General features: G+C 36.1%; 11 protein-coding genes. 5 read left to right on the top strand and 6 right to left on the bottom strand.

What is annotated here, in order from left to right:
- Window positions 1–152: 152 nt before the first annotated feature.
- Window positions 153–1,037: a nucleotidyltransferase-like protein gene (locus ACJ2A9_RS19035; protein ID WP_441423272.1), complete on the bottom strand. Its 885-nt coding sequence runs from the start codon at window positions 1,035–1,037 to the stop codon at window positions 153–155.
- 161 nt (window positions 1,038–1,198) lie between these two features.
- Here ACJ2A9_RS19035 and ACJ2A9_RS19030 point away from each other — a divergent pair, with 161 nt between their 5' ends.
- Window positions 1,199–1,549: a DUF2614 family zinc ribbon-containing protein gene (locus ACJ2A9_RS19030; RefSeq protein WP_441423271.1), complete on the top strand. Its 351-nt coding sequence runs from the start codon at window positions 1,199–1,201 to the stop codon at window positions 1,547–1,549.
- 119 nt (window positions 1,550–1,668) lie between these two features.
- Here the strand turns inward: ACJ2A9_RS19030 and perR are convergent, their stop codons facing one another.
- The gene (gene perR, locus ACJ2A9_RS19025) at window positions 1,669–2,106 is read right to left on the bottom strand and encodes a peroxide-responsive transcriptional repressor PerR (RefSeq protein WP_441423270.1); all 438 of its coding nucleotides are present in this window, start codon (window positions 2,104–2,106) and stop codon (window positions 1,669–1,671) included.
- Between the two features lie 592 nt (window positions 2,107–2,698).
- The gene (gene bcp / locus ACJ2A9_RS19020) at window positions 2,699–3,169 is read right to left on the bottom strand and encodes a thioredoxin-dependent thiol peroxidase (RefSeq protein ID WP_441423269.1); all 471 of its coding nucleotides are present in this window, start codon (window positions 3,167–3,169) and stop codon (window positions 2,699–2,701) included.
- Window positions 3,170–3,372: 203 nt separating this feature from the next.
- Here bcp and ACJ2A9_RS19015 point away from each other — a divergent pair, with 203 nt between their 5' ends.
- The 4 genes from ACJ2A9_RS19015 to ACJ2A9_RS19000 all read left to right on the top strand — a co-directional run bounded on the left by ACJ2A9_RS19015 (window position 3,373) and on the right by ACJ2A9_RS19000 (window position 12,029).
- Complete coding sequence (locus ACJ2A9_RS19015; protein ID WP_441423268.1) at window positions 3,373–4,374, top strand: LCP family protein; 1,002 nt, start codon at window positions 3,373–3,375, stop codon at window positions 4,372–4,374.
- A 30-nt stretch (window positions 4,375–4,404) separates the two neighbouring features.
- A complete protein-coding gene (locus tag ACJ2A9_RS19010; RefSeq protein ID WP_441423267.1) occupies window positions 4,405–5,700 on the top strand; it encodes a glutamate-1-semialdehyde 2,1-aminomutase in 1,296 nt (431 codons plus the stop codon).
- Between the two features lie 475 nt (window positions 5,701–6,175).
- A complete protein-coding gene (locus ACJ2A9_RS19005) occupies window positions 6,176–10,657 on the top strand; it encodes a glutamate synthase-related protein (RefSeq protein ID WP_441423266.1) in 4,482 nt (1,493 codons plus the stop codon).
- Window positions 10,658–10,949: 292 nt separating this feature from the next.
- Complete coding sequence (locus tag ACJ2A9_RS19000) at window positions 10,950–12,029, top strand: FUSC family protein (protein WP_441423265.1); 1,080 nt, start codon at window positions 10,950–10,952, stop codon at window positions 12,027–12,029.
- Between the two features lie 45 nt (window positions 12,030–12,074).
- Here ACJ2A9_RS19000 and ACJ2A9_RS18995 read toward each other — a convergent pair whose 3' ends face one another.
- The 3 genes from ACJ2A9_RS18995 to ntdP form a co-directional block, all read right to left on the bottom strand.
- Window positions 12,075–12,539 (bottom strand): hypothetical protein, encoded by a 465-nt coding sequence (locus tag ACJ2A9_RS18995; protein WP_441423264.1) that lies wholly within the window; start codon window positions 12,537–12,539, stop codon window positions 12,075–12,077.
- Window positions 12,540–12,606: 67 nt separating this feature from the next.
- The gene (locus ACJ2A9_RS18990; RefSeq protein ID WP_441423275.1) at window positions 12,607–14,352 is read right to left on the bottom strand and encodes an ABC transporter ATP-binding protein; all 1,746 of its coding nucleotides are present in this window, start codon (window positions 14,350–14,352) and stop codon (window positions 12,607–12,609) included.
- A gap of 82 nt (window positions 14,353–14,434) precedes the next feature.
- Window positions 14,435–14,962: a nucleoside tri-diphosphate phosphatase gene (ntdP, locus tag ACJ2A9_RS18985; protein WP_441423263.1), complete on the bottom strand. Its 528-nt coding sequence runs from the start codon at window positions 14,960–14,962 to the stop codon at window positions 14,435–14,437.
- Between the last annotated feature and the right edge of the window lie 87 nt (window positions 14,963–15,049).

The raw sequence follows: 15,049 nt of genomic DNA, 5'->3' as shown, positions 1-15,049 counted from the left end.
GTTAATTTTGAGCCGCCACTCAACAGCGACTTTTATAATATAACATCTTATCGAAATGCCGTCAAGAACTTTTTTGAATGTTTTTTCAAGAATTCTCTTCGAACAGCGACAAGTAATAATTTATCACAGCTCCTCTTTAAAGTCAACAACTTTTATAAATTAATATATTTCTCATTTGTTTTGTATAAACGATGAAAGATCCCTTTTGATTTTGATTCGATCTTAACCGCATCTACAAATCCCTTTCGTATTAAATGCTCAATCAATATACTCAAATTGACCGATGCATTCTTCAAATCAAATACTTGCATTAATTCTTTATAAGTCCATGCCTCATCTTTTGAGTTCATCAACTCTAACAGAGAAATACACCCAACTTTTGTTTTTGATGCAATCGAGAACTCACTGGCCAACAGTAACAACTCCAGCCGTTTGTCCATCGCTTCGTCACCTGTGACTAATTCATTATAGAGTTTAAAAATTTCAGGATCAATTTGCTTAACTTGCTTCCAGACAGTCACTTCTGGATAATAGCCTTTTTCTATAACACCAAGTCGGGCTAAATGATGTAATGCGTGCATAACATTATTGAATGCATCCAAGTGGTCTCCTGAATGAAACAACTCTTTTGCCTCAGAATATCTACGAATAAGCTTAGCAAACTCAACGGTTATTTTTTGTTTTCTATCTTCTATCGGGAACTCATCAAGCCTCTTTTTTAAATTCAACACGAATTCATTACGATCAAAAATAATTTTTCCATTCACAGCCCAATCTATAACCAAACGATTTTCTCCCGTTATTAACCATCTGTTTAACAGTTCCTCATCAATAACATGCAGCGCTATTGTTAAAGAAGCGTACTCATAATGTTTTACAAACCAAGATTCCTCAACTTCATTAACAATCAATAATAAAATTGCATCAAAGCCGTCAGTAATCATATGATGTGAACTTTTCTTTTCAACTAAAAGCACACCTAATGTATGAGGGTCACTCGCCCTTTCCTGATATAATTCTCGTAGAATACTCTCCATTAATAAACCCTCCCAAGTATATGCGAAAATTGCTTATATGAAACTTTTTCGACACATCTCTACTATTTCCTTTTAATTATTAAAATTGTTTTTGTGACTTACATAATGGATGTTCTCACACTAATGACTATGTTATACTTACTTTTTAGGAGGGAACAATCATGCACTCAAACAAAATCAACAGAATACGTACCTTTTCATTATTTCTTGTATTCTTTGGAATTTTAATTATGTATGTAGGGATATTTTTCAAGGCATCACCTCTTGTAATGACACTTCTTATGCTTTTAGGTTTTATCCTTATTTTACTTAGCACAGTAATTTTTTTCTGGGTTGGAATGATGACGACCAAAAGAGCCGTTACTGTCCAATGCCCATCATGCGGAAAATACACAAAAATGCTAGGTCGTTGTGATTCTTGTATGCATTGTCGTGAATCATTAACATTAGATCCTTCACTCGAAGGGAAGATTTACGAAGAAAAATATAATAGCAGCAAAAATAAAAGTTAATTGCATCATAGAAAAGGTTGTGTCTCACGTGACACAACCTTTTTTTATACAACAAAGAGCCAAGAGTTACAGAATACCTCTTGACTCAGCTATTATTCAAACATGATATTGTTTTTCTATTAATGCTGTTCTTTCTTGGCGCACTCTCGACATGAGCCATAGATTTCCATACGGTGATTTTTCACCTTGAAGCCTGTTACATGCTCCGCCAATGTTTCAACCTCATCTAATCCAGGATAATAAAAATCAACAATTTTTCCGCAATCATCACAAATGACATGATAATGATCACTCGGGTCACTGTCAAAACGACTTGAAGCATCTCCATATGTTAATTCCTTCACTAACCCTACCTCTTTAAACACACGAAGATTATTATAGACAGTTGCAACACTCATATTCGGGAATTTCCCTTCCAATGCTTTGTAAATCTCATCTGCAGTAGGATGCGTTCTCGCACTGAAAAGGTGCTCTAAAATCGCATGTCGTTGAGGCGTCATGCGCACTCCTGTATTTTTCAAAGAATTAATCGCTTCTTGTATACGGTGATCTGACATAGTCATGCACCTCCCTTTCGAAAGAAATTATCACTTTATAATTCTTATAATTAGTATACGTGATCAAATCAAGATGTGTCAATAACAGCCCTTATCTATTAGTTGTAATTATCTAAATTTTCATTAAATTCATCCAGACATTAAACTTTTGAAGATAAGGTAACATTTATCTATTCATTATCTATTTCCAACATTTTTTTCAACTACGTATACAACACCCCTTATTATAGTAACAACTCAAGTAAACCAACATTATTAATAATGTATTTCAAAAAGAACTTTTTATTAATTAGATTACACTATCAAAAAAGCGTTTTAATAATTCAATTAATTCCTTACTCATTTATTTGGAGTTGTTACATTCAATACAACTAAATAATCTTAACTCTATAATAGTCATTAAAAAAATCAGACGATATGACTTACTTCACACTTTCATAAAGAAATGTGAACTTTTTGTGAACTATCCAAATAAAAAAGACGGGAATAATATATTCCCGTCAATCAATTAAGAGGAGGTTTGCCCTTTACTATTATATATGCATCATCATTTCATCCGTATAGACATTTGACTGTATATAATAAAAAGAAATTAAGATAAATTATCTTTAATATAAGTTAATGCTTCCTCTACATGATCTTTCACTCGAACTTTACGCCATTCTTTCACAAGGTTTCCTTCTTTATCAATAATAAACGTAGAACGTTCTATTCCCATATATTCCTTACCGAAATTTTTCTTTAACTTCCAAACTCCGTACAACTCTGCAACTTTATGGTCTTCATCAGCTAAAAGTAAGAACGGCAATTCATGTTTTTCTATAAATTTAACGTGCCTCTCAACAGGATCAGGACTAACCCCCAAAATAACAGTATCTACATCTGCAAAGTTCTGATAACGATCACGAAAGTCACATGCTTGCGTTGTACATCCTGGTGTCATATCCTTCGGGTAAAAATAAAGCACTACATTTTTTCCACTGAATTCAGAAAGAGTAACTTCTTCTCCATTGTTTGTTACACATGTAAAGTCAGGTGCTTTTTGTCCAATTTCTACTGCCATAATAATCGCCTCCAAAGTATTGATAATACATATAGAGTAGCCAAATATACGAAAGGATACAACTATTCTGAATTCACCCTTCATTTATTTGATTTTATAAGCATACCTAAGCCTCAGTTAAAGTGAGTAATGTCTATTTAAACAGGTTAGACTATAGCATAGTAAACTTACAACAACTTAATGGGGTGGTCGCCATTAAAAAAATGATTTTCCTACTAAGTTTAGTTTTTTTAGTTACGTTCTCTATCTCAGCATTTTACCCAAATGAATCGCAACCAGCCAGAAACTTTATTAAAAATGAACATAGACAAACCCCCCTCTCAATAAATAATGAAGAGCTAAAAAAAGACGCGGTTACTAAGAACGAACAGCAACCGAAAAAACGAGTTTTATCCTTTTTAAAACCACCAGAACCTCGTGCTCTTTTACTCTTTGGCGTTGATTATATTACTAAAGGTGAAAAGTACGGGCGGTCCGATACCATCATTTTGGTCCTTTCATCACCATCAACAAAAGAAATTGCTTTACTTTCAATACCTCGTGATACGTATATCAACATACCTGGACACGGATATAACAAAATCAATACGGCTTTCCAGCTTGGGGGACCACAGCTTACAAAGAAGACTGTCGGAAAATGGTTAGGTATTCCCATCGAGGATACAATTACGATTGATTACGACGGTTTTACAAAACTAATCAATTTATTAGGCGGTTTAGAAATTAATGTTGATAAAACAATGAAAAACGCTGAATTTACATTAAAAGAAGGCAAAAGACACCTTTCAGGAGATGAGGTTCTAAAATTCGTCCGCTTTCGCAAGAGTATAGATGGTAAACATGACAGTGATTATCAAAGGATGCAAAGGCAACACCAAGTCCTAACCGAGCTTGCAAATGAAATTTTCCAAGTGCGGCCATTACCAGAAATGATCTCTCTCGTTCATACAATGAACAAAAGCGTCGATACAACATTAGATTTAAAGGAAACCTTATTATTTACAAAATATTACTATGACTTTTCAATCGATAACCTTCATACCCTAATGTTTCAAGGACAAGGAAAAAAAATGAACGGAATTTGGTATGAAGTGATTCCTAAAAAAGAATTAAACGAGAAAAAACAATTTATCAATAACTTCCTATATAAAAGTAATAAAGCAGATGAAAAGGAAAATAAGCCTAAAGATGCTACAATAAGTTAGATAATGTTAGATGAGGGAGGATTTATTGTTTTGAATTTCACGAAATCACAGTTACTATATGAAGAAGCTCAGGAACACATTGTTGGAGGGGTAAACAGCCCTTCACGATCATACAAAGCCGTCGGTGGCGGGGCACCTGTTTTTATGGAGAAAGCTAGTGGTGCATATTTCTGGGATGTCGACGGCAATCAATATATTGATTATTTAGCTGCATACGGACCAATTATCACCGGTCACGCCCATCCACATATTACAAAAGCGATCATTCAAGCTGCCGAAAGCGGGACTCTCTATGGTACTCCAACAGCCTTAGAAAACAAATTCGCAAAAATGATTAAAGATGCTATTCCTTCTATGGAAAAAATCCGTTTTGTGAATTCAGGAACTGAAGCTGTCATGACGACAATTCGAGTCGCCAGAGCGTATACCGGACGCGACAAAATTATAAAGTTTGCCGGGTGCTATCATGGACATTCTGATCTTGTTCTTGTTGCGGCTGGCTCAGGTCCTTCGACATTAGGGACACCTGATTCAGCCGGCGTACCAAAAAGTATTGCGCAAGAAGTAATTACAGTGCCTTTTAATGATATTAACGCCTACGAAGAAGCGATAAATAAATGGGGGGATGAAATAGCTGCCGTTCTCGTTGAACCTATTGTTGGAAATTTTGGGATTGTTGAACCACAAGAAGGATTCCTTGAAAGAGTAAATGAGTTAACCCACAATGCAGGGGCACTTGTTATTTATGATGAAGTTATCTCGGCATTTCGCTTTATGTATGGTGGAGCGCAAAACTATTTAAATATTGAACCGGACATTACCGCCTTAGGAAAAATCATCGGCGGCGGTCTTCCTATCGGAGCTTACGGCGGCCGGAAAGACATTATGGAACAAGTCGCTCCACTTGGACCTGCATACCAAGCAGGAACAATGGCCGGAAATCCTGCTTCAATTAGCGCAGGTATCGCTTGCTTAGAAGTACTGCAACAAGATGGTCTGTATGAAAGGTTGGATCAACTAGGAGAAAAGTTAGAAACAGGCATTTGGGAATTTGCGAGAAAATCTGACATGCCAATTACAATCAATCGCCTTAAGGGCGCTCTAACTGTCTATTTCACAAATGAAAAAGTGAGTAACTATGAACAAGCAGAGAAAAGTGACAGTGAATTGTTTGGGAAATTCTTCAAATTAATGTTAAACCAAGGAATTAACCTTGCCCCTTCTAAATATGAAGCATGGTTCTTAACCATTTCTCATACTGAAAGCGATATTGACCAAACTTTACAAGCTGTTGATCATGCATTTACCAAGCTAAACGATGCATAAATATGCATTATCTAAAGATGGAAAAGCTTTCGTTTTTCCATCTTTTTTATAAAAAAACCACTGAAAACGCTTCCAAATCCTGTTTGTCACATAATCTGACACTATTTCGAAATAATTATTAACTGAATAAGTCATCCAGTTTATTGAATAAAAATAATTGATTTTATAATTACAATGTGTTATAGTTATTTTAGATTACTGACAATTTCAAATTGTTACCAAGTTGAGAAAAAACACATTTTAGCATAATAAAAAGCAACAACATATAACGTTTGCTTAGAAACCAATCTGTATTGGTTTCTTTTTAGGCTAAGAAAGATATCAAAAGTTAACTACTAATACTTACCTATTTAATCAGACTATTTAAATCTGTATGATAAGGGTACAAGAGCAGTTAAGTTTTGATTAGTGGTTGGTAAGAAACCAACTACTAAAATAATTAACAGGAGGTGAGGGTCAGGAAACTGACCAGCAAATGAAAAAGAATTGGAGTCCAAGTACATTTAAAAATTTTCGCAATGCTGAACATGACGCTTGTGGAATAGTCTCAGTCATGGAAAAATATCGTAAACCAACAAAGAAAAACATCGATGACTGCATAGATGCTCTAGTCAAGATGAATCATCGTGCTGGTTTTATTAACAACGAAGGTGATGGTGTAGGTATTCATATTGATATTCCTAAAGCCTTATGGAAAGAAAAGTTAACTAAAACTAGCCAACATCCTGACCTTGTAGATCGTCCTGACTTTATCGTAGGTCACCTTTTTATCAATAAAAAGGCCGACTATGTAAAGATTCAAAAAGAGATTCTTTCTCAATTTGAAGCGCAAGGCTTAGAATTAATTTTTGCTAGTGAAAATGTTACGTCTTCCGATGCATTAGGACCAATGGGTAGACAAGAAGAACCTGTATTTTGGCAAGTTGCACTAGTTGCCAAATCCGAACAGGAGCAAAAACAATTAAATTCAACTTTATTTAAACTTACGATTGAAATTGAGAAAGACACGAATGTCCATGTGGCTTCACTAAGTAATTACCATGCAGTATACAAAGTAATGGGTGCTGGTGATGTATTACCACGTTATTATCATGACTTGGCTAATCCACTTGTAGCATCAACAATGACACTTGGTCATAACCGCTACTCGACTAATACTCTTTCAAACTTCTTCCGTGTACAGCCGTTTAGTGTTATCGGTCACAATGGTGAGATCAACACAATTGCTAAATTACGTGATGAAGCTGAAATGTTAGGAGTTCCTCTTGTTGACGGTGGAAGTGACTCACAAGATTTAAACAGAACAATTGAAACCTTGTTATTAAATCATAACTACAGTTTATTTGAGGCACTTGAAGTCCTCTTCCCTCCTATCATCAATGAAATCAAAGGGTTACCTGAACATTTACAGGATTTATACACGTATATTCGTGAAGGTTGGGGACATTTCGCTCAAGGGCCGGCAGGAATCATTTCTAGATATGGTGACGAAGCAGCTTTCAGTGTAGATGCATTAGGGTTACGCCCACAATGGATGATCGAAACTGAAACATCTTATTACTTTGCATCTGAGCAAGGAATCATTCCATCATCAGAATTTGTTGCAGAACCGAAACCACTTGCACCAGGTGAAAAAGTTGGATTGAAATGGCAAGAAGATGGTACAATGGCTGTTCTTTTCCATGATGACTTCCAAGAAGAAGTTTATAATCGAATGAAAAATCGCGTGAATTTAAGCAATAGTCGCTATCGTTTAAATACACCTGTTCTCGATATACCAACTACTATTTCATTACAACCAAAGGTAACAAATGGACATTATGCTGCGTTCGGTTGGGATCGTGAGCATATCCAAATGATTGAACAAATGGCTGAAAAAGGCGCAGAACCAATTCGTTCTTTAGGTCATGATGCACCACTGGCTCCGTTACATGAAGGAAGAAAAAACATTGCTGACTTTATTAAAGAAAGCGTTGCTGTTGTAACAAACCCAGCGATTGACCGTGATCGTGAAATGGAACATTTCTCAACGAGAGTTGTCCTTGGAAAGCGTCCTTCTCTCTATGAAAAAGAAGATGTTCATACAAATATTGAACTTCCATCACCGATCCTTATTGAAGGTGCGGCTGGAAAATCATTAGCGAAAGAGCTTGGGCAACCATCTTACGAACAAGTTCTGGCAACGTTCAAACAACGTAATGAACTTCATTATTTATCAACAACGTTTAGTAATGAAGAAACAATTGAGCAAGCATTACAGCGTTTAACGAGTGAAGCAGTTGCAGCTGTCGAGCAAGGAGCAACATTACTCGTCCTTGATGATGAAAAAGCACATACAGAAAATCATCTATGGATTGATCCACACCTTGTAGTTTCGGCCATTGATCAAGGATTAAAAGAAAACGGGAAACGTCGTCACTGTTCACTAGCCTTACGTTCTGGTGCTATTCGATCCCTTCATGATATTGCGGTAGTGTTTGGTTTAGGTGCTGATATTATTAATCCTCATATCATGTTTGCAACGGTAATTGATAGTTCAGAATCACCTGCCGCAAAGTTATTTGAATCTGTAAATAAAGGCTTAGAGAAAGTCATATCAACATTAGGTATTCATGAACTTCGTGGATATGGACGTTTATTCTCAGCTATTGGTTTAAATACAGAAGTCTCTGATATTTTAAATATTGTTAACTTCCTAGGTTCAAAAGATTTAGGATTTAACTTCAAAGAAATGAAAGAAGATAGTCAAGCTCGTGTGGAAGAATTTAATAACGACAAAGCACGTCCAGGTAAAACATTCCACTTCTTCCCTCGTATTTGGAAAGCGATTGGCGAAGTTGCAGCAGGAACAATATCTTATGCGGATTACCGTGACAAACTAATAGAGCAAGAAGAGAAAAATCCAATCTCAATCCGACATTTAGCTGACTTAAAAGAGATTCAATCAAGCATTGAAGCTGGAAAAGTAAATGTAGGCATTAAAAATCACAGTTTACCATTTATCATTAGTTCAATGAGTTTTGGATCGCAAAATGAAGTTGCCTTCCGTGCCTATGCTGAAGCAGCTGAACGCTTAAACATGATCAGCTTAAACGGTGAAGGTGGAGAAATTAAAGATATGCTCGGAAAATATCCGAACACGCGTGGACAGCAAATTGCTTCCGGACGTTTTGGGGTAAATGTCGAGCTGTTAAACTCTTCAAACCTTCTTGAAATAAAAATTGGTCAAGGTGCAAAACCAGGTGAAGGTGGACACTTACCAGGATCTAAAGTAACTGATAAAGTTGCAGCTGCTCGTAACGCAACAAAAGGATCAGACTTAATTTCACCATCAAACAACCATGATATTTATTCGATTGAAGACTTAGCGCAAATTATCGCCGAAATTAAAACGGCTAATGATAAAGCAAAAGTAGCTGTAAAAGTTCCGATCGTTCCAAATATAGGTACAATTGCTGTTGGTATTGCCAAAGCAGGAGCTGACTACATTACTCTAAGTGGCTTTGATGGTGGTACAGGTGCTGCTCGTGTTCATGCCCTACAGCATGTTGGCTTACCAGTTGAAATTGGGGTAAAAGCAGCTCACAATGCTTTAGTAGAATGCGGTCTGCGTCACAAAGTAGAGCTTTGGGCAGACGGCGGTATCAAGAGTGCCTTAGATGTTGTTAAAGTTATGTTACTTGGTGCAAACCGTGTAGGTTTTGGAACATTATCAATGATTGCTGTCGGTTGTACGACTTGTCGTGGCTGTCACTTAGACACTTGTCATGTAGGTATTGCTACACAAATCGAATCAGTAGAACAAGCGAAAGAGCATGGCTTACGCCGCTTCGTACCACGTGAATCCGAGACTGCAGTACAAAATCTAACTAGATTATTTACTGCATTTGGTGAAGAACTGAAAGCATTGACGGCTTCATTAGGCTTTGAAAATACACAGGATCTTGTTGGTCGTTCTGATTTACTTGTTCAGGCCCGCGGTAAGGAACAGATTGACCTTTCAAAGTTAATTGAGACATTACCAGCTCAGGAAGTTTCACAACTTCAAGTAGCAGCCGCTGTTGAAGATGAATCATTACCAGCAGCAGTTGGAGCTGAGTATCTTGATAATAATGTAAGTGAACTATTAAAATCGCGTGAATTTGTTGGTGTAACTGCTGAGCAGAGAATATTAGGAAGCCGGGTATCTTGTCACCGTGTACGCGGAAAACTTGATGGATCATATCGTAAACTTCCAGATATTAAACTTAGCTTCCGTGAAGGGTCAATCCCTGGAAACGGTCTTGGAGCATACAACAGTAGCGGAATCGATATTCATGTTGACGGTGGTGCTCAAGACGGAATCGGTAAAACTTCATTTGGCGGAAAGATGATGATCTTTAAAGCTAAAGGCCGCGATGGGAAATTCTATAATGGTTCTGTTGGTAAAGGATTAGCCTATGGTGCTCAACAAGGCGTATTTATGATTCAAGGAAACGCTGATGCAAGAGCAGGTATTCGTCTATCCGGTGCTGACATCATTATCGGGGGTCGAGTAACAAAACCTCTTAAATCTAACTCAAGAGCAAACATCGGTGTTTATTCTAACATTAAAGGTTTTGCTTTCGAATATATGACAAATGGCCGTGGGGTTGTTTTAGGCGATCCTGGACCATGGATGTGTGCAGGTATGACTGGTGGAGTTGTCTATTTACGTCATCAACCAGAAGTTGGCTTAACAAAAGAAGCATTAGAAGCACGTATTGCTAAAGGGGCAAAAGTAACCATTGAACCTCTTTCAGAACAAGGTGTCAATGACCTTAATGAATTACTAGGCCTATACCATGACCGACTTAAAGAATACGGTCAAGATGAAGAAGCTGCCTTAATAGCTTCACTTCTAGAAGACTTAGAAGGAAACTTCCTGCAAGTTATCCCAAGCAAATTACAAGCAGATCCGTCAGTATCAACGGAATAATATTTCAAAAGGAAAATCCTACTCATCACGAGTAGGATTTTCTTTTGGAGTTTAGAGTGTGGAATGTAGAGTTTAGAGTTGATTAAGCTTATTCATTGAAGTTTGTTTTCCCCTACTTCGTACTTCTCAAAAATAACTATAAACTCTACACTCTAAATTCTAAACTAATTCCCCCTTGATTTATCTAATGGATCGTTGTATATTACTACAGTTAAAGTTTAAAGGTTTACTTGCTGTGGAAAAATATAACTGAATGTCTTGAAACAACCTTAATGAAAGGATAGCTTATTATATGAAACTTGGAGCCCGGATTTTAAAGACCGGAGTCGCAATTGTTCTATCACTTTATATTGCGCTGTTACTTAAGCTAGAGCCACCTATGTTCGCTGCACTTGCTGCTATTTTTGCTATCCAGCCTTCCATTTATCGTTCTTATCAAACGATACTTGAACAAATACAAGCGAACATTATTGGAGCAGTATTTGCAGTACTGTTTGTACTTACCTTTGGGCATGAACCTTTTGTGATTGGATTAGTTTGTATTATTGTCATTGCCATTAACTTAAAGCTTAAATTTGAAACTGCCATTCCAATTGCTGTTGTCACTGTCATTATTATTATGGAATCACCTACTGATAATTTTATTGAATTTGCTTCCACCCGCTTTTTACTGATTTTAATTGGCGTTGTTTCGGCATTCATTGTTAACCTTTTCTTCATCCCGCCAAAATACGAAACAAAGCTTTATCATAAAATAGTGGATAATACAGAATCCATCATTCAATGGATACGACTTATTATTAAACATGACACCGATCCAAAAGCTTTGAAAAAAGATTTAACAAGGCTTAGAGAAAGTATGGTAAAAATGGAAACACTTTTTCTCTTTTATAAAGAAGAGAGAAATTATCAACGTAAAAAAAGACAATCCAAGGCACGTAAGCTCGTAGTATTTAAACAAATGTTAAACGCGACGAACAAAGCCTTATTTCTTCTAAAAAACTTGCGGCGCCATGAACATGAACTGCATCATATGCCAAAGCATTTTCAGGATTTGATTCAATCTCAGCTAGAAGATTTAACATCCTATCACGAACGAATTTTACTAACATTTATCGGGAAAGTGCGTCCTCATACAGATAATGATATTTATATAGAGGTTTCAAATAAAAAACAAACCTTAACTGAAACCTTTATGGATTTCTATGATACTCAGCAAGTAGATCGCACAGAATGGCTACACATCTTCCCCATCTTAGGTTTAATTATTGATTATAGTGACCAGCTAGAACGATTAGATAAGCTAGTCATTAACTTTTATAATCACCATTCCGCAGATAATGAAATTTACGTAAAAGAAGATAAAGATTAAGGCCATAAGAAAAACCACTATGAAAGAACAATTCATAGTGGTTTTTTATGACAATTTAATCTGCTTCTTTAGTTTGTTTAATTGTCCAAATTCTTTTTCATATGTTACATCGGGATTTACTTTTTTTAGAATTTTTTGATATGCATTCACTAAATGATAGATCATTTGACTGAACTCTTTTACAGAATAAATACCAATCGTTGTAACCGTCTGCATCATTTCATCTTTTTCATAGATACCTATATATTTACCATCACAGCTGGCAAACCAATACTGTCCTGGGAATCCGTACTTCTCAATTGTTGCTCTTTTTTTACCGTTCGAAATTTTTATAGCTGTATCACAAAGATCAGTAATAAATGTCTTATGATGATCAGATTCAAAGATCAATGTGTCATCCTTTTCTTTAATCATCACAAGACATTCGCAAGAGTAAAAATAAGCAAAATCTCCTTTTTCGAGTTTTTCCAAGGCTTTCATTGTATCTTCAAAATGGAAGATGAATTCCATTTGATCACCTACCCCTTTTTTACATTGTATGTAAGTGGCAAGTGATATTACACAAGACTTTGAAAACTTACTGAAGATGTTGAACTTCAAATAAATGATAATAGTTTCCTTGTTTTCTCATTAATTCATCATGTGTACCGCTCTCAACAATTTGACCGTTTTCAATTAACACAATCCGGTCAGAATGAGTTATTGTTGATAAACGGTGCGCTACAATAAATGTTGTCCGGTCTTTTGCCAATTTTACGAGGGCCTCCTGAATTAAATGTTCACTTTCTAAATCCAGTGCCGAAGTGGCTTCATCAAAGATAAGGATCGGTGGATTTTTCAAAAAGACTCTAGCAATTGCAATTCGCTGCTTTTGTCCTCCTGATAGTTTCACGCCTCTTTCTCCAACCTCTGTATCATATCCATTAGGCAATTCCATAATAAAGTCATGTGCATTTGCTGCTTTTGCTGCTGCTATTACTTCTTCATCACTGGCTGACGGATTGCCCATTAAGATATTCGATTTCACAGAATCACTAAACAAAATATTATCTTGCAACACAATACCCATCTGATTTCTTAAATCTTTAACTTGATAGTTTCGAATATCCTCGCCATCAAGCAGTATTCTGCCTTTTGTCACATCATAAAATCTTGGAATAAGACTAACAATTGTACTCTTTCCGCCACCACTCATACCTACGAAAGCAATTGTTTCACCTGCTTTTACATGAAGTGTTATATCTTTAAGTACAACAATTTCATTTTCATTATAGGAAAAATTCACATGATCAAACTGAATATCTCCTTCGACCTTACTAATCTTTTTCGCATTCGGTTTATCAACAATATCGTATTTCTCATCAATAAATTCAAACACCCGGTCCATTGATGCAATCGATTGAGTCAATGTTGTCGATGAATTGACTAATCGTCGTAAAGGGTTATATAGACGTTCCATATATAAAACAAAAGCTGTCATTTGCCCAATTAATAATTCACCAGAAATAACAAGGTACCCAGCAAAGCCAATGACTAGAAGCGGGGCAATATCTGTGATTGTATTTACAACAGCGAACGTTTTTGCATTCCATTTCGTATGATCCAATGCTTTTTCGAGAAAATGAGAATTACGTTTATCAAATTGCTTATGTTCGTGATCCTCAAGCGCAAAGCTTCGAATGACACTCATTCCCTGCAATCGTTCATGTAAGTGCCCTTGAACCTCTGCAAGTGCTTGTGACCTGACTTTTGTTAAATTTCGTAACCTAGCATAAAAATACTTGATTGAAAAACCGTATAACGGAAAAAGCGCTATCGCCGCAAGTGTTAACCAAACATTCATGTTCATCATAATAATAATTGCTAATACAATCGTAAACATATCCAACCACAAGTTCATTAGCCCCGTTATTACAAAGTTTTTCGTTTGTTCCACATCATGAATAACTCGGGAAATGATCTCGCCTACTTTACGGTTTGAATAAAAACGTAAGCTTAATTTTTGGATATGATCAAACAGTTGATCACGGATATCATATAAAATTTTACTCCCCGTCCACTGTGCAAAATATTGGCGATAGTACTCAACAGGAGGACGGACAACAAGAAATATAATAAAAGTAATTCCCATAACCAGTCCAAGTTGAGAAAGCTTTTCGGCTTGCGTCATTCCTGTTCCATTTATTATGTCATCAATCACATACGCTAATAATAGTGGTACCATTAACGGTATTCCAAACTTCAAGATACCGATAACAATTGTTGCAATAATCATCTTCCAATAAGGCTTAACAAACCTGAAATAACGAATAATACTATCCAGAAAAAATCACCTCAAACAATTAGTAAAACCTGCTGAATGATAATTACCTTATTCAACAGGCTTTCTTACACGATATATAATTTTATCGGTACTGTAAAAAACGCTCGTACCACATTTCCACAAATTGAGGGTCAAATGGACCTTTTCTTTGATTTATCCATGAAATAAGCTCTTTAACACTATACTGTAAAATATCATCGATGGCCTTTGGATAGTTCATTTGCTTTCGATGAAGGGCGTACTCATCCTCATCTAATAACGTGTATGTCATATCCGGAAAGACTTTTATGTCTAAATCATAGTCAATGTATTTTAATGCTTCTTCATCATATGAAAAGGGAGACCCTAAATTACAATAATAATAAATTCCATCCGAACGAATCATACCAATCGTATTAAACCAATGTTTCGCATCAAAATAACATATTGCTGGTTCTCGAGTCCTCCAGTGTCTACCATCTGCTTCTTTAACTAGAATCCGATCATTTCCACCGATCACGATATTTGATGTACCTTTTAATACGATGGTTTCTTCCCAAATGCGATGAAGAGATCCATTGTGTTTATAACTTTGGATTTGTACCTTACTTCCGGTTTTGGGGAAACTCATCAATTTTCTCCTTTCCTTAAATTTATACGATCACCTCTAACCATCTTACTAACTTAACACTTACTAACTTAACACTTACTAACATAT

The sequence above is a fragment of the Anaerobacillus sp. MEB173 genome (genome assembly GCF_052119505.1).
GTDB lineage: Bacteria > Bacillota > Bacilli > Bacillales > JBJMAU01 > JBJMAU01.
Note: the sequence above shows the minus strand (reverse complement) of the source record. Positions and strands in the feature narration are given on the sequence as shown.